The sequence below is a fragment of the Streptomyces sp. NPDC100445 genome, assembly GCF_044759735.1.
Lineage (GTDB): Bacteria > Actinomycetota > Actinomycetes > Streptomycetales > Streptomycetaceae > Streptomyces.
The window spans coordinates 86,836-102,765 of sequence record NZ_JBIVZV010000012.1 but is presented as its reverse complement, the minus strand read 5'-3'; the positions used below and the strand labels follow the sequence as shown (position 1 = coordinate 102,765).

The following is a 15,930-nucleotide window of genomic DNA, read 5'->3' as shown; positions in this document are numbered from 1 at the left end:
CGCGCTCCGCCACCGGCTGCGGGTGGGCCGGAAAACGAAAAAACCCCTCGCGGGTGCGAGAGGTATGCGCGCGGGTCGAGGACGACGGTGGCCACCCGCACCTGGTCGTACGAGGTGGTCACTGCGGACCGGCGCGCCTGCTGCCCATAATCACGGCGAACGAGAGCACGGGGGCAGTCTGGCACAGCCGCGCCCCCGGCTCACCGGCCGTCTCAGGATGCGGGCGCCCAGCTGGACTCCTCCGCGTCCTCGGCCGCCACCCGGGCCAGGTCCAGGTCCTTCGTCTCGCGCATACGGGCGTAGACCACCAGGGACACCGCGGCGCAGCCGGCCACGTACCAGGAGAAGCCCGACTCGGCGCCGGCCTTCTTGAACCACAGCGCGACGTACTCGGCGGTGCCGCCGAACAGGGCGTTGGCCAGGGCGTACGGCAGGGCCACACCGAGCGCGCGCACCCCCGTCGGGAACAGCTCCGCCTTCACACAGGCGTTGATGGAGGTGTAGCCGGTGACCACGGTCAGCGCGAGCAGGGAGAGACCGAGGGCGGACCAGTAGCCGTGCGCGTGCCGCAGCAGCGCCATGACCGGGACCGTGAGGACCGTCGAGCCGACCGCGAAGGTGATCAGCAGCGGGCGGCGGCCGATCCGGTCGGACAGGGCGCCGGCGAGCGGCTGGAGACAGGCGAACACGATCAGCGCGGTGAACGAGACCAGGGTCGCGGTCTGCTTCGACAGGCCCGCCGAGTTGGACAGGTACTTCGTCAGGTAGGTGGTGTACGTGTAGTACGCCACCGTGCCGCCCATCGTCAGGGCCATGACCAGGAACGCCTCCCGGCGGTGGAGCCACAGGGCGCGCAGCGTGCCGCGCTCCTGGGAGCGGGCCGCGTCCTCCTCGTAGACCTCGGTCTCCAGCATGCTGCGGCGCAGGTAGAAGACGACGGCCGCGCCGAGCGCGCCGACGGCGAACGGGATCCGCCAGCCGTAGTCGTGCAGGGCGTCGTCGGACAGGGTGCGCTGGAGCACGATCAGCAGGCCGAGGCCGGCGATCTGGCCGGCGGTCATCGAGACGTACTGGAAGCTGGAGGCGAACCCGCGCCGCCGCGGGTCCGACGCCTCGGTCAGGTAGGTGGCGCTCGCCGCGTACTCGCCGCCCACCGACAGGCCCTGGAGCAGGCGGGCGACCAGCAGGACCAGGGCGCCGCCGTAGCCGGCGACCGCGTAGGTGGGGGCGACGGCGACGAGGACCGCCGAGGCCGACATCAGCGTGACGGTCAGGGTCAGCGCCGCCTTGCGGCCCCTGCGGTCACCGATCCTGCCGAGCAGCCAACCGCCCACGGGGCGCATGAAGAACCCCACGGCGAAGATGCCGGCGGTGTTCATCAGCTGCGCGGTGGGGTTGCCGCTGGGGAAGAAGGCGCCCGCGAAGTACGGGGCGAAGCTCGCGTACACGAACCAGTCGAACCACTCGACCATGTTGCCCGCCGAGCCGACCCAGATCTTCTTCCAGTGTTGTCGTCCCATGCGCCCTTACCTGCCCGGCGGGAAAGGGAACGATTCCTTCAGCGGCCGTCGGCCAGGAGCGTGCCGGCGACGAACTCCCGTACGTGCGCGAGCACCTGGTCCCGGTCGGTGCCCCGCAGCCCGATGGCGACGTGGATGGAGAACCCGTCGAGCAGCGCCCGCAGCCGCGCCGCGAAACGGTCCGCGTCGACGGTGCGGAACTCGCCGCGCGAGACGCCCTCGGCGATCAGCGCCACCAGGTCGCGGTGCCAGGCGCCCTCGATGGCGGCCTGCCGGGCGCGGGCGTCGTCGTCGGCGTTCTGCGAGCGGTTCCACACCTCCAGCCAGAGCGTCCAGTGCGGGTCGCGGTGGCCTTCGGGGACGTACAGGTCGACGTAGGCGGCCAGCCGGTCCCGCGCGGGGGCGGACCGGGTGAGCAGCCGGCCGCGCTCGGCGCCGAGCCGGCCCTCGCTCCACTCCAGCGTCCGCAGCAGCAGCTCGTCCTTGGAACCGAAGTAGTAGAGCAGGTGCCCGCTGCTCATCCCGACCTCCCGGCCGAGCGCGGCCATGGTCAGCTTCTCCAGCCCCCGCTCGGCGATCATGCCCATGGCCACGGCGAGCACGTCCTCACGGGGCGGCGCGGGCGTACGGCGACGGGGGGACGGGGGTGTGCTCATGCCGGGACCGCCCCCGTGGCGCGCGAGGGGCGTTCGGGCCGCCGCGGCCGCGGGCGCGGCGGCGGACTGGGACGGCGGCCGCGGGCCGCGCACACCTGGACGTTCACCCGTACGTTCTACCCGACGCCGGCCGTCAGCGGGTCCTCGGCTGCTGCTGCGTGACGCAGTGGATGCCGCCGCCGCCCGCGAAGATCGTGCGGGCGTCGACCAGGGTGACCGTCCGCTCGGGGAACAGGCGGCGGAAGATGCCGGCGGCGATCTCGTCGCGCGGGTCGTCGAAACCGCACAGCACCACACCGCCGTTGCACAGGTAGTGGTTGATGTAGGAGTAGTCGGCCCAGTGGCCGTCGGCCTCCAGCACGGTCGGGGCGGGCACCTCCACGACCTCCAGGCGGCGGCCCCGGGCGTCGGTCGCCGACCTCAGCCGGCCGATGACCTCGCGGGTGACCTCGTGGTCCGGGTGGGCCGGGTCCGGCTGGTGGTGGGCGACCACGACCCCGGGCCGGGCGAACGCGGCGACGATGTCGACGTGGCCCAGGGTGCCGAAGCCGTGGGGAGGGTAGTCGCCGGTCAGGCCGCGCGGCAGCCAGAGAGCCTTGCGGGTGCCGAGGTGCGCGTGGATCTCCGCCTCCACCTCCGCCCGGGACCAGTGCGGGTTGCGCTCGGGACCCAGCTGCACGGTCTCGGTGAGCAGCACGGTGCCCTCGCCGTCGACGTGGATCGCGCCGCCCTCGTTGACCAGCCGGGAGGCGTACGTCCTGGCGCCCGCGAGGCCGGCGACGTACGCGCCGATCTTCGCGTCGTGCTCCCAGCGGGCCCACTCCTGCGCGCCCCAGCCGTTGAACGTCCAGTCCACGGCGGCCAGCGCGCCCCGGCCGTCGGTGAGGAAGGTCGGCCCGATGTCCCGCATCCAGGCGTCGTCCAGCTCCCGTTCGACGGTGTCGATGCCGGGGCCGAGCAGCGCCCGCGCCTCGGCGGACCGGCCGGGCCCGCACACCACCGTGACCGGCTCGAAGCGGCGGACGGCGCGGGCGACCGACGCCCAGGCGATCCGGGAGGCCGCGAGGTCGTCGGGGTCGTCGAAGGTGGGGTTGGGGCCCGGCCACGCCATCCAGGTGCGCTCGTGCGGGGCCCACTCGGCGGGCATGCGGAAGCCGTCGGCGGCGGGGGTGGTCATGTGGGGTACCGGGTCCTAGAGGAAGTAGAGGCGGTTGAGGGAGACGGAGTCGGCGGGTTCCGAACGCAGCGGGTCGCCGTCGAGGGTGACGAGACCGGTGCGCTCGTCGACGTCGACCGCGCCGGTGCGGGCGTTCAGGCGCAGGTCGGCGGGGCCGATGCCGCGGGTGCCGCGCACGGCGACCCGCCTGCGGCGGGTGGGCATGAGGTCCGCGCCCGCCTCGGCGGCGGCCCGGGAGACGAACGCGACCGAGATGTCCGCGGGCGTGGCGCCGTACGCGCCGAACTGCGGGCCCAGCACCAGGGGTTCGCAGGTGTCGGTGGCCGCGTTGGGGTCGCCGGTCACGCCGTACGCCGGGAAGCCGGACTTCAGGACCAGTTGCGGCTTGGCCCCGAAGTACTCCGGGCGCCACAGCACGAGGTCGGCGAGCTTGCCGACCTCGATGGAGCCGATCTCGTGGGACAGCCCGTGCGCGATGGCCGGGTTGATGGTCAGCTTCGCGATGTAGCGCAGGACGCGGGCGTTGTCGTCGCCGTCGCCGTCCCCCTCCAGCGGGCCCAGCTCGGCCTTCATCTTGCCGGCCATGGCGAACGTGCGGCGGACCGTCTCCCCGGCCCGGCCCATGCCCTGCGCGTCGGAGGAGGTGATGCCGATGGCGCCCAGGTCGTGCAGCACGTCCTCGGCGCCCATCGTGCCCGCCCGGATGCGGTCGCGGGCCATCGCGGCGTCGCCGGGCAGGTCGGGCTTGAGGTCGTGGACGGAGACGATCATGCCGTAGTGCTCGGCGACCGCGTCCCGGCCGAAGGGCAGGGTGGGGTTGGTGGAGGAGCCGATGACGTTCGGGACACCCGCCATCTTCAGCACGTTGGGCACGTGTCCGCCGCCGCAGCCCTCGATGTGGAAGGCGTGGATCGTGCGGCCCTCCAGCACGCGCAGGGTGTCCTCCACCGACAGGCACTCGTTCAGCCCGTCGCTGTGCAGGGCCACCTGGACGTCGTGCTCCTCGGCGACGCGCAGCGCGGTGTCCAGCGCCCGGGTGTGGGCGCCCATGTCCTCGTGCACCTTGAAGCCGCAGGCCCCGCCCTCGGCCAGCGCCTCCACCAGCGGCGCCTCGGAGGAGGACGAACCACGGCCCAGGAACCCGATGTTGACCGGCCAGGCGTCGAACGCGCCGAACGCGTGGCGCAGCGCCCAGGGAGAGTTGACGCCGACGCCCCACACCGGGCCGAACTCCTGGCCGATGATCGTGGTCACGCCGGAGGCGAGGGAGGCCTCCATGATGCGCGGCGACAGCAGGTGGACGTGGGTGTCGACGGCCCCGGCGGTCGCGATCAGCCCCTCACCGGAGACGATCGAGGTGCCGGTGCCGACGACGACGTCCACGCCGTCGAGGGTGTCCGGGTTGCCGGCCCGCCCGATGGCGCAGATCCGCCCCTCACGGATGCCGATCGACACCTTCCGGATGCCCTGCACCGCGTCGATCACGACGACGTTGCTGATCACGACGTCACAGGTGGCGCGGACGGCGGCGGCCTTCAGGTGCAGTCCGTCGCGGGCGGTCTTGCCGAACCCGGCGAGGAACTCGTCGCCGTACCGCTGGGAGTCGGACTCCACGCGGACGGTGAGGCCCGAGTCGCCGAGGCGTACGCGGTCACCGGCGCGGGGGCCGTGGGTGGCCGCGTAGGCGTGCGGGTCGATGTGGAGCGACCGGCTGACCTCACGTCCCTTCGAGCGGCTCATCGCCCGTCTCCTTCCGTTCCGGTGCCGGCCGTTCCGGTGCCGAGGTAGCCGCAGGCGGCGGCCCGGCGCAGGGCCTCCTCCCGGGCTCCGGGCGCGTCCAGCGGCCCGTCGACCAGGCCGGCGAAGCCGATCGCGATCCGTTCGCCGCCGATCGGCACGAGCCCGACCTCCTCGCTCTCGCCCGGCCCGAAGCGGACCGAGGACCCGGCGGGGACGGCGAGCCGCATGCCGTAGGCGCGGCGGCGGTCGAAGTCGAGGCGCGGGTTGGCCTCGAAGAAGTGGAAGTGGGAGGTGACGGAGACCGGCACGGCGGCGGTGTTGGTGACCCGGAGCCGGACGGCCGGCTCGGGGTCGGCGTGCTCCGGGCCGGGCAGCAGGGCGCCGGGTGCGCGCTCGCCCGAACCGCCGCCGATGGGGTCGGGGACCACCGCGAGCCGGGAGCCGTCGTCGAAGACGGCCTCGACCATCACCTCGGTGACGACGTCGGCGACGCCCGGCAGCACGTCGTCGGGGCCGAGCACCGACCGGGCCGCCTCGACGGCCTCGGCGAGCCGCCGGCCGTCCCGGGCTGCCTCGCAGACGGTGTCCGCGATCAGCGCGGTGGCCTCCGGCACGTTCAGCCTGAGGCCGCGCGAGCGGCGGGCCCGGGCCAGTTCGGCGGCGCCGAACAGCAGCAGCCGGTCACGTTCCGTCGGGGTGAGTCTCACGCCGTCGCACCTCCTTGGCTTCCCTGGTTAGAGCATCACTCTAAACGTCGGGTCGGCCGAAGAGAAGTGTCGGCAGACGTTGGCGGCACGCGTCACATCGAGCGGCGTTCAAAAACGCCGAGGGCCGCCCCGGACGTGAACCCGTCCGGGGCGGCCCTCTTTCCGTGCGCGGTGGGCGTCAGCCGACGCGGTGCATCCAGCCGTGCTTGTCCTCGGTCAGCCCGCGCTGGATGCCGAGCAGGGCCTCGCGCAGCCGCTGGGTGACCGGGCCCGGCGTGCCGTCGCCGTGGGTCCACTCGTCCGTGCGGGTCTTGGCGTGGCCGATCGGGGTGACCACGGCCGCCGTGCCGCAGGCGAAGACCTCGGTGAGGGCGCCGGAGGCGGCGTCCGCGCGCCACTGCTCCAGCGTGACCACGCCCTCCTCGGCGGTGTAGCCGAGGTCGCGGGCGACCTGGAGGAGGGAGTCGCGGGTGATGCCCTCCAGGATGGAGCCGGTGAGGGACGGGGTGACGATCCGGTCGCCGTAGACGAAGGCGACGTTCATGCTGCCGCTCTCCTCCACCTTGGTGCGGGTGACCGCGTCGAGGTAGACGACCTGGTGGCAGCCGTGCGCGGCGGCCTCGGCCTGCGGCAGCAGGGACGCGGCGTAGTTGCCGCCGGTCTTGGCGTCGCCGGTGCCGCCCGGGACGGCGCGGACGTGGTCCTCGGACACCCAGATGGTGACCGGCTTCACCCCGCCGGCGAAGTAGGCGCCGGACGGGGAGGCGATCAGCATGAACAGGTACTCGTTGGCCGGGTGCACGCCGAGCGCGGCCTCCGTGGCGAACATGAACGGCCGCAGGTACAGCGCCTCCTCACCGCCGTGCGGCGGCACCCAGTCCGCGTCCTGGGTGAGCAGCGCGTCCAGCGCGCCGATGAACAGCTCCTCGGGCAGCTCGGCCATGGCCATGCGGCGGGCGGAGCCGCGGAAGCGGCGGGCGTTGGCCTCGGGGCGGAACAGCGCGATCGAGCCGTCGGGCTGCCGGTAGGCCTTCAGGCCCTCGAAGATCTCCTGCCCGTAGTGCAGGACGTGGGTGGAGGGGTCCAGGGAGATCGGGCCGTACGGGACGAGCTGGGCGTCGTGCCAGCCGCGCCCCTCGGTCCACCGGATCGTCACCATGTGGTCGGTGAAGTGGCGGCCGAACCCCGGGTTGGCCAGGATCGCCTCGCGTTCCGCGGCGGCGAGCGGGCTGGCGGAGGGCTTGAGCTCGATCGTGGGCGTCGTCATGAGTGGTTGTCCTTCACCGGTTGTAGTGACGGGCCGCGCTCACGCCTGTACTGCGGGTCGTCAGTGCTAGGACGTCCGAGCATTCCCTCATATCGCGGCTCCGCGTTCGATTATCGCGCGGGGGCGGCGGCCGACGGAATCGGGGTGAAGCGGTCCAGGGATCGATGGTGGCACCCGGCGAGGCACAAAAGAAGCCGCCGGGTGCGGTAGCGACCCGGCGGCTTGGTGGAGCGCGGCGGGTCAGCCGGCTACGCGTACGGCGAGCGCGTCGCCGATCTCGGAGGTGCTGCGGGCGGGCAGGGAGCCCCGCTCGGTGAGATCGGCGGCGACCGCGGCCTCGATGCGGTCCGCCTCGGCGTCGTGGCCGAGGTGGCGCAGCAGCAGGCCGACGGAGAGGACGGTGGCGGTCGGGTCGGCCTTGCCCTGTCCGGCGATGTCCGGGGCCGAGCCGTGGACCGGCTCGAACATGGACGGGAACTCACGGCTGGGGTTGATGTTGCCGGAGGCGGCCACGCCGATGCCGCCGGAGACGGCGGCGGCGAGGTCGGTGATGATGTCGCCGAAGAGGTTGTCGGTGACGATGACGTCGAACCGGCCCGGGTCGGTGACCAGGTAGATCGTGGCCGCGTCGACATGGATGTAGTCGGTGGTGACCTCGGGGAACTCCTCGGCCACGCGCTGGAAGACGCTGGTCCACAGGTGTCCGGCGAAGGTCAGCACGTTGTTCTTGTGGACCAGCGTGAGCTTCCTGCGCGGGCGGGCCTGGGCGCGGGCGAAGGCGTCGCGGACGACGCGCTCGACGCCGTAGGCGGTGTTGACGGACACCTCGGTGGCCACCTCGTGCGCGGTGCCCTTGCGGATGGTGCCGCCGTTGCCGGTGTACGGGCCCTCGGTGCCCTCGCGGACCACGACGAAGTCGATCTCCGGCTGGCCGGCGAGCGGGGTGGCGACGCCGGGGAGCAGCTTCGACGGACGCAGGTTGACGTGGTGGTCGAAGGCGAAGCGGAGCTTGAGCAGGAAGCCGCGCTCCAGGACGCCGGACGGCACCGACGGGTCGCCGATGGCGCCGAGCAGGATGGCGTCGTGCCGCTTCAGCGCGTCCAGGTCGGCGTCGGTGAGGGTCTCACCGGTGGCGTGGTAGCGCTGGGCACCGAAGTCGTACTCCTCGGTCTCCAGCTTCACGTCCTGCGGCAGGACGGCGGAGAGGACCTTGAGACCCTCGGCCACGACCTCCTGGCCGATGCCGTCACCGGGGATCACTGCGAGATTGAGGCTGCGAGACATGCGGGAACCCTACTCCTCGTCCCAGTTGATGACATGCGCTGTCCGACATACGGACAGGGACGCTTTCCCCCCGCCCGGCGGACCCGGCGGGGGGCGGGTGCGGCTCCCGGCTGGTGGGGTCCGGCTCAGTGGCCGGTCGCGCCGCCGTTGTCCCGGCGGTCCAGGGCGCGCTGGAGGGCGGCGGCGGCGTTCTTGCGGTCGGACTCGCTCGTGCGGGGCACGTGGCGGACGCGGCGGACGGTCGTCTCGGCCATGGCAATCGACTCCTTCGGCGGAACGCGGAGTACGGCGGTGAGGGGGTACGGCTCCCCCGTCGCCCGAAGGGCACGGAGGGGACCCCCAAGAAGGGGCTGCGCAACGACGGCCGCAGGGATTGCCTGCACGGGGCCCGGCTCACGACCGCCACTCGCTGGATCGAGCGGGACGATCGGCTCCTTCCACGCTAAGGGAGCCGTCCGCGTCTGTCTGCATCATTACTCGGACTTCCTACTATCTGAGACGGCGGACCGGCTCCCCCCGTCCTGAGCTGGGCGTTCGCCTGTTCGGTGGCTACTCCCCCCGGGTGCGCGCGGGCGGCCCCGCGTCAGGCGACGTCCCCGTCGCGCCAGTCGAGGACCAGTTCCCCGGCCGGGTCGGGCGGCCCGGCGAGCGCGGGCCAGAGGTACAGGCTCCCCTCCTCCTCGGGCAGCCGTACGATCCCGTCCGGCGAGAGCGCGTGCACCTGTCCGGGCCACCGCAGCCATCCCCGCGCGGCGTACAGCGCGGCGCCCGCGTCGCCGGCGCAGAGCGCGCCGAGGTCGTACGCCCGGCCGATCACCCGCTCCAGCTCCGCCATCACCCGGCCGCCGAGCCCGGTCCGCCGCGCGCCGGCCCGTACGGCGACGGCCTCCACGTACCCGGTGCGCAGCCAGCGCCCCCGGTGCCGCGTCCGGCGCATCACGACCGAGCCGTGCGCGACGAGCCCGGCGTCGTCCCGGACCAGCGCGTGCAGGCCGCCCAGCCCGTGGTCCCAGTCCTCGTCGTCGAGGTTCCCGTCGAAGGCGTCGTCCAACAGGGCGCGCAGCTCGCGGAGTTCGGCGGGGGTCAGCTCGGCGGTGTGGACGAGGCGAGGAGTCATGACGCCAGTGTCGCGCCCGGCCTCCCGGGCACGGGAACGGCCCGGGCGGCCCGACGTGGTGTCGGGCCTCCCGGGCCGGGTCCGCGGGGCGGTCAGCCCATGTGCGGGTAGGCGTAGTCGGTCGGCGGGACCAGGGTCTCCTTGATGGCCCGGGTCAGGGTCCAGCGCTGGAGGTTCTGCGGCGCGCCGGCCTTGTCGTTGGTGCCGGAGGCGCGGCCGCCGCCGAAGGGCTGCTGGCCGACGACGGCGCCGGTCGACTTGTCGTTGATGTAGAAGTTGCCCGCGGCGAAGCGGAGCCTCTCCATCGTGTACGCCGCCGCCGCGCGGTCGTTGGCGATGACCGAGCCGGTCAGGGCGTAGTCCGACGCCGACTCCATCTGGGTCAGCATCTCCTCGTAGGCGTCGTCCTCGTAGACGTGCACGGCGAGGATCGGGCCGAAGTACTCGGTGGTGAACACCTCGTTCTCCGGGTCGGTGCACTCGATGACGGTCGGGCGGACGAAGTAGCCGACCGAGTCGTCGTAGCTGCCGCCGGCCACGATGGTGCAGGACGGGTCCTGCTTGGCGCGGTCGATGGCCGCCTTGTTCTTGGCGAAGGACCGCTCGTCGATGACCGCGCCCATGAAGTTGGACAGGTCGGTGACGTCACCCATGGTCAGGTAGTCGACCTCGGCGGCGAACTCCTCCTTGAAGCCCGAGTTCCAGATGGAGGTCGGGATGTAGGCGCGGGAGGTGGCGCTGCACTTCTGGCCCTGGTACTCGAAGGCACCGCGGGTCAGCGCGGTCTTCAGGATCGCGCGGTCGGCGCTCGGGTGGGCGACCAGGAAGTCCTTGCCGCCGGTCTCGCCGACCAGACGCGGGTAGGAGCGGTACTTCTCGATGTTGTTGCCGACCGTCTTCCACAGGTACCGGAAGGTCTTGGTCGAACCGGTGAAGTGGATGCCCGCGAGGTCCCGGTGCTCCAGGGCGACCTTGGAGACCTCGATGCCGTCGCCGGTGACGAGGTTGATGACGCCCTTGGGCAGCCCCGCCTCCTCCAGCAGCTGCATGAGGAGCACGGCCGCGTGGGTCTGCGTCGGGGACGGCTTCCAGAGCACCACGTTGCCCATCAGGGCCGGCGCGGTGGGCAGGTTCGCCGCGATCGCCGAGAAGTTGAACGGGGTGATCGCGTAGACGAAGCCCTCCAGCGGGCGGTGGTCCAGGCGGTTCCAGACGCCCGGGGAGTTCGCCGGGGGCTGCTCGGCGAGGATCTGGCGGGCGTAGTGCACGTTGAAGCGCCAGAAGTCGACCAGCTCACAGGGGCTGTCGATCTCCGCCTGCTGGGCGGTCTTGGACTGGCCCAGCATCGTGGAGGCGGCGATCGTCTCGCGCCAGGGGCCGGCCAGCAGCTCGGCGGCGCGCAGGATGATCGCGGCGCGGTCGTCGAAGGCCATCGCGCGCCAGGCCGGGGCGGCGGCCAGGGCCGCGTCGATGGCGTCCTGGGCGTCCTGCCGGGTGGCGTTGCGCAGGGTGCCGATGACGGCCTTGTGGTTGTGCGGCTGGACGACCTGGATGGTCTCGCCGCCGCCCATCCGCTTCTCCCCGCCGATGGTCATCGGCAGGTCGATCGGGTTCTCGGCCAGCTCCTTGAGCTTGACCTCCAGGCGGGCGCGCTCGGGCGAGCCGGGGGCGTAGCCGTGCACCGGCTCGTTGACGGGGGTGGGGACCTGGGTCACAGCGTCCATGGGATCCGTAACTCCTTGTACGTGAGCGGGTGTTCGGGCTCAGCCCTTGCTGACCATCGAGCGCAGGAAGAAGCGCAGGTTGGCGGGCTTCTCGGCGAGGCGGCGCATGAAGTAGCCGTACCAGTCGGTGCCGTAGGCGGTGTAGACGCGCATGCGGTGGCCCTCGGCGGCGAGCCGCAGGTGCTCGTCGCCGCGGATGCCGTACAGCATCTGGAACTCGTACTCGTCGAGCTTGCGGCCGGCCTTGTGGGCCAGCTCCTGGGCGATGGCGATGAGGCGCGGGTCGTGGGACCCGATCATCGGGTAGCCCTCGCCCTCCATCAGCGTCCTGAGGATGCGCACGTAGGCCTTGTCGATCTCGTGCTTCTGCTGGTAGGCGACCTCGGCGGGCTCCTTGTAGGCGCCCTTCACCAAGCGCACGCGGCTGCCGGACTCCGCGAGGCGGCGGGCGTCGGCCTCGGTGCGGAAGAGGTAGGCCTGGATGACGCAGCCGGTCTGCGGGAAGTCCTTCCGCAGCTCCTCGTGGATGGCGAACATCGAGTCGAGGGTGGTGTGGTCCTCGGCGTCGAGCGTCACGGTCGTCCCGATGGCGGCGGCGGCCTCGACGACCGGCCGGACGTTGGCCAGGGCGAGCTCGTGGCCGCCCTCCAGCGCCTGACCGAACATGGAGAGCTTGACCGACATCTCCACCTTCTCGCCCAGCTCCAGCCGCTGGAGGTGGTCGATCAGCGCCAGGTAGGCGTCCCGGGCGGCGGCGGCCTGCTCCGGGGTGGTGATGTCCTCGCCGACGACGTCCATCGTCAGCTCCAGGCCCCGGGCCGTGAGGTCCTCGATGATGGGCACGATGTCGGCCACGGTCTCACCGGGGATGAAGCGGTCGACGACCTGCTTGGTCACCGGCGCCGCCGAGATCAGACGACGCATCCGGTCGCTGCGCGACGCGGCGAGAATCACGGGACCCAGCACGGGGCACCTCCACAGACAAGCACCGAAGCGGCCGCGGCCGACGATTCGGCAACGGCACGGAGAACCACCGTGAAACCTAAGGATCTCTTAGATCCTGGGCCATCGACAGCTGTCACGCATCCGTGCCCGGGTTCTCAGACAGATGTATGAGGGCGGCCCGGGAATGGGGGACAATGCCCGGGTGACGGCCGACGCTCCCTCCTTCCGAGGCACGGGCGACTACCAGGAGCTGGTGGACGAGATCTCCGAGCTGCTGGGCGTCCCGGCGACCCTGGAGAACCGCGACTTCGAGCTGATCGCGTTCGGCACGTACGACAGCGACGACGAGCTGGACCCGTCCGCGCTGGACCCGGTCCGCACCCGCTCGATCCTCACCCGGCGCTCCACGGCGGCCGTCCGGACCTGGTTCGAGGGCTTCGGCATCACCCGCGCGACCGCACCGGTGCGCATCCCGCCGAGCCCCGGGGCCGGCGTGTACCGCGGCCGGATCTGCCTGCCCGTACGCCACCGCAACGTCGTCCTCGGCTACGTGTGGCTGCTGGACGGCGACCCGGGGCCCACGGACGGCCAGCTGGCCGCGGCCCTCCGGGTGGCGGACCGGATCGGGGCACTGCTCGCCGACGAGGCGGAGGCCGGGGCGGGACTCAGCCGGGAGCTGCGCGCGGTGCTCACGGCGGAGCACGGCTGGCAGCGGGACATGGCGGTGGCCGACCTGCGCACCGCCCTGGGCCCGCGCGCGGACGGCCCGCACACCCTGGTCTGCGTGGCGCCCTGGCCCTCGGCCGACCCGGACGACGCCCCCGCCCCGCGCACGGTCCCGCACGTCGCCGCGCTGTGCACACTGCCCTGGGGGCCGACCGGGCTGAGCCTCGCGGTCCTGGTGCGGCTGCGGACGACGGACGTGCCGACGCCCGCGCTGACCACGGCGGCCCGGCTGCTCAAGGACGCCGAGGCGGCCGGGGCGGGAGGGGCCAGGGCCCGGGGCGCGGGCGCGCGGACGGCCGCCGCCGTCGCCGCGCGGAGCGCCGGGTCACCGGCCGCCGCCGGGACCGTGGCGGCGGCCGGGTCCGCCGCCGGGATCGGCGAGCCCCGCACCGGTCTCGCCGAGCTGGCCGCGGTCTGGCAGGAGGCGCGGGCCGCCGCGCGCGCCGCGCTGGCCGAGCCCCGGTTCGCGCCGGTCGCGGAGTGGGGGCGCATCGGCCCGTACCGGCTGCTGACCGCGCTGCCCCCCGAGGCCGCGCACGATCCCGTGGCCGGCCCGCTGCTCGCCCCCGCCCACCGGGAGCTGGCCCGCACCGCCGAGGTCTACCTGGACTGCGCCGGACAGGCCGGCCGCACCGCCGCCGAGCTGGGCGTCCACCGCCAGACGCTGTACTACCGCCTGTCCCGGGTCGAGCAGCTGACCGGGCTGGACCTGGACGACGGCGAGGACCGGCTGCTGCTGCACATGACGCTGAAGCGGGCGCGGCTGTGAGCACCGGGCAGGGTGCCGCCGGGCGTGCCGGTCAGTGCCGCGCGGCCCGCTCCACGACGCGCCGCAGTCCCTCGGTCAGCTGTTCCGGGGTGGTCGCCGAGGCGGGGTCGAAGAGCCACTGGACCATGAGGCCGTTGAGCAGCGTCTGGTAGAGGCGGCCCTCGCTGTCCGCGGTCTCCCGGTCGACCTCCGCCTCCGGGAGGCCGCTGAAGAGCGCCACCAGCCCCTCCCGGCCCTCCTCCTGCGCCTCGCCCAGCAGTTTGCGCACCTCGGCGACCCGCTCGTCCTGGAACATCAGCTCGAAGCTGAGCAGCCAGATCGCCCGTGACTCCGGGACGGTGCGCAGGATGGTCGCCCACATCTCCTGGAAGTGCTCCAGCGATCCCGGGGTGTGCGCCGCCTCCTTCCCGACCTCCGGTCCGAAGCCCTCCCCCACCCCTTCGAGCAGGGAGACGTACGCCCGGGTCAGCAACGCGTCCTTCGACCCGTAGTGGTAGCCGATCGAGGCCAGGTTCGTCCCCGACTCCCTGACGATGTCGCGCGCGGTCGTCCGCGCGAAGCCCTTCTCCAGCAGGCAGCGCCTGGCGCCTTCCAGCAGATCCTCACGGTGTCCCATGCCTCCACCCTACCCACGATCCATACAGTCGTCCTAGACGCATGACTTATACAATTGTTCTAGACAGACGTTTAATACGGCCGTACATTCCTCGGCATGACGAACTCGACGAGCACCACCGTCCAGGCCGGCGCCGAACGCGCCACCGTCCGCGCCGGGCGCCGCGAGTGGACCGCGCTCGGCGTCCTGATGCTGCCGCTGCTGCTGGTCTCGATGGACGTGTCGGTCCTCTACTTCGCGGCCCCCGCGATCAGCGCCGACCTGCACCCCACCGGCACCCAGCAACTGTGGATCTTCGACATCTACGGCTTCGTCCTGGCCGGCCTGCTGATGACGATGGGTTCCCTCGGCGACCGCTTCGGCAGCCGCCGGCTGCTCCTGGCGGGGGCCGCGGCCTTCGGCGGCGCCTCGCTGCTGGCGGCCTCCGCGGACACCGCCGGAACCCTCATCGCGGCCCGCGCGCTCCTCGGTGTCGGCGGCGCGACCCTCATGCCGTCCACCATGGCCCTGCTGCGCACGATGTTCACCGACCCGGCCCAGCGCGCCAAGGCGATCGGCCTGTGGTCCGGCGTGATGACCGGCGGGGTCGCCCTCGGCTCGGTGATGAGCGGTGTCCTGGTCGAGCACTTCCGGTGGGGCTCGGTCTTCCTGGTCAACCTGCCCGCGATGGCGCTGCTGCTGATCCTCGGCCCGGTCCTGCTGCCGGAGTCCCGCGACCCCCGGGCCGGCCGCTTCGACCTGCTGAGCGTGCCGCTGTCGATGGCCGCCGTGCTCCCCGTGGTCTACGGCCTCAAGGAGATCCCGTCCGAGGGCTGGCACGCGCGGTACGTCGTCTCGATCGCCGTCGGCCTGCTGTTCGGGGCGCTGTTCGTCCACCGCCAGCGCGCCGGCTCCTCCCCGCTGGTCCCGCCGGCCCTCCTCCGGGGCCGCGGCTTCACCCCGGCGCTGGTCCTCACCCTGGTGTCCGCGTTCGGGATGATGGGCTCGGCCATCTTCACCACGCAGTACCTCCAGTCGGTCCTCGGCAAGAGCCCGCTCGCGGCGGCGCTGTGGAGCCTGCTCCCCTCGGTGCTCATCGGGGCCGCCGGACCGCTCACCGTCGCCCTCGTCCAGCGCGGTGCCCACCGCGGGTACGTCGTCGCCGGCGGCTTCGCGGTCAGCGCGGCCGGATACGCCCTGCTCGGCCTCGCCGGCACCGACTCCCTGTGGCTGGTCCTGGCCGCGGCCGGCGTCCTCGCCTGCGGCGCCGTCACGGTGATGTCCCAGCTGACCGACCTGGCCATGGGCGGGGTCCCGGCCCGGCAGGCGGGCACGGCCTCGGCCCTGCTGGAGACCGCCACCGAGTTCGGCGGGGCCCTCGGCATGGCGGTCCTGGGCTCCATCGGCACGGCCGTCTACCGCCACACGATGCCCGACGCGGCCCCGGCCGGGGCCCGCGAGACGCTGGGCGGGGCCCTCACCACGGCCGCCCGGCTGCCCGCCCGGTCCGGCGCGTCCCTGCTCGCCACGGCCCGGGAGGCGTTCACCAGCGGGATGCACGGCGTGGCGGTCGCCGGCGCGGTACTGCTGGCACTGGCGGCGGTCGGCGCCGCCGTGACCCTGCGGACGACCGGGAGGGACGCCCGGTAGCGGAGAAACGCGGAACGCCGGGCGGTCCGACCCGAAGTCGGCCCGCCCGGCGT

General features: G+C 73.0%; 14 protein-coding genes. 2 read left to right on the top strand and 12 right to left on the bottom strand.

From position 1 onward, the window contains the following. Positions 1 to 212: 212 nt before the first annotated feature. The 11 genes from ACIQVT_RS26400 to ACIQVT_RS26350 form a co-directional block, all read right to left on the bottom strand. Positions 213 to 1,520: an MFS transporter gene (locus ACIQVT_RS26400; protein WP_403758953.1), complete on the bottom strand. Its 1,308-nt coding sequence runs from the start codon at positions 1,518 to 1,520 to the stop codon at positions 213 to 215. 38 nt (positions 1,521 to 1,558) lie between these two features. Beyond that, positions 1,559 to 2,176 (bottom strand): TetR/AcrR family transcriptional regulator, encoded by a 618-nt coding sequence (locus ACIQVT_RS26395; protein WP_403758950.1) that lies wholly within the window; start codon positions 2,174 to 2,176, stop codon positions 1,559 to 1,561. Positions 2,177 to 2,309: 133 nt separating this feature from the next. Next, on the bottom strand, positions 2,310 to 3,353 hold the full coding sequence (locus ACIQVT_RS26390) for an agmatine/peptidylarginine deiminase (protein WP_403758947.1): 1,044 nt from the start codon (positions 3,351 to 3,353) through the stop codon (positions 2,310 to 2,312). 15 nt (positions 3,354 to 3,368) lie between these two features. Then, positions 3,369 to 5,093, bottom strand: coding sequence for an urease subunit alpha (locus ACIQVT_RS26385; RefSeq protein WP_403758945.1), 1,725 nt, complete (start codon positions 5,091 to 5,093; stop codon positions 3,369 to 3,371). Continuing rightward, on the bottom strand, positions 5,090 to 5,800 hold the full coding sequence (gene ureA, locus ACIQVT_RS26380; RefSeq protein ID WP_403758942.1) for an urease subunit gamma: 711 nt from the start codon (positions 5,798 to 5,800) through the stop codon (positions 5,090 to 5,092). Before ureA ends, ACIQVT_RS26385 begins: the two co-directional genes overlap by 4 nt. A gap of 178 nt (positions 5,801 to 5,978) precedes the next feature. Beyond that, the gene (locus ACIQVT_RS26375; protein WP_403758939.1) at positions 5,979 to 7,067 is read right to left on the bottom strand and encodes a branched-chain amino acid aminotransferase; all 1,089 of its coding nucleotides are present in this window, start codon (positions 7,065 to 7,067) and stop codon (positions 5,979 to 5,981) included. A 240-nt stretch (positions 7,068 to 7,307) separates the two neighbouring features. Further along, positions 7,308 to 8,351 carry a 3-isopropylmalate dehydrogenase gene (locus ACIQVT_RS26370; protein ID WP_403758936.1) on the bottom strand — a complete coding sequence of 348 codons (1,044 nt, stop codon included), beginning with the start codon at positions 8,349 to 8,351 and terminating at the stop codon, positions 7,308 to 7,310. A gap of 125 nt (positions 8,352 to 8,476) precedes the next feature. Next, a complete protein-coding gene (locus ACIQVT_RS26365) occupies positions 8,477 to 8,605 on the bottom strand; it encodes a hypothetical protein (protein ID WP_121786747.1) in 129 nt (42 codons plus the stop codon). A 329-nt stretch (positions 8,606 to 8,934) separates the two neighbouring features. Next, positions 8,935 to 9,468 (bottom strand): GNAT family N-acetyltransferase, encoded by a 534-nt coding sequence (locus ACIQVT_RS26360; RefSeq protein ID WP_403758932.1) that lies wholly within the window; start codon positions 9,466 to 9,468, stop codon positions 8,935 to 8,937. A gap of 92 nt (positions 9,469 to 9,560) precedes the next feature. Beyond that, on the bottom strand, positions 9,561 to 11,192 hold the full coding sequence (pruA, locus tag ACIQVT_RS26355; protein ID WP_403758929.1) for an L-glutamate gamma-semialdehyde dehydrogenase: 1,632 nt from the start codon (positions 11,190 to 11,192) through the stop codon (positions 9,561 to 9,563). A gap of 39 nt (positions 11,193 to 11,231) precedes the next feature. After that, complete coding sequence (locus ACIQVT_RS26350; protein ID WP_403758926.1) at positions 11,232 to 12,158, bottom strand: proline dehydrogenase family protein; 927 nt, start codon at positions 12,156 to 12,158, stop codon at positions 11,232 to 11,234. A gap of 163 nt (positions 12,159 to 12,321) precedes the next feature. On the opposite strand from ACIQVT_RS26350, the gene ACIQVT_RS26345 reads away from it, so the two are divergent. Continuing rightward, positions 12,322 to 13,632: a PucR family transcriptional regulator gene (locus ACIQVT_RS26345; protein ID WP_403758923.1), complete on the top strand. Its 1,311-nt coding sequence runs from the start codon at positions 12,322 to 12,324 to the stop codon at positions 13,630 to 13,632. 31 nt (positions 13,633 to 13,663) lie between these two features. On the opposite strand, the gene ACIQVT_RS26340 is transcribed toward ACIQVT_RS26345, so the two are convergent. After that, a complete protein-coding gene (locus ACIQVT_RS26340) occupies positions 13,664 to 14,248 on the bottom strand; it encodes a TetR/AcrR family transcriptional regulator (protein ID WP_403758920.1) in 585 nt (194 codons plus the stop codon). Between the two features lie 96 nt (positions 14,249 to 14,344). Between ACIQVT_RS26340 and ACIQVT_RS26335 the strand changes: the two genes are divergently transcribed. Further along, a complete protein-coding gene (locus tag ACIQVT_RS26335; RefSeq protein ID WP_403758916.1) occupies positions 14,345 to 15,877 on the top strand; it encodes an MFS transporter in 1,533 nt (510 codons plus the stop codon). Positions 15,878 to 15,930 lie beyond the last annotated feature (53 nt).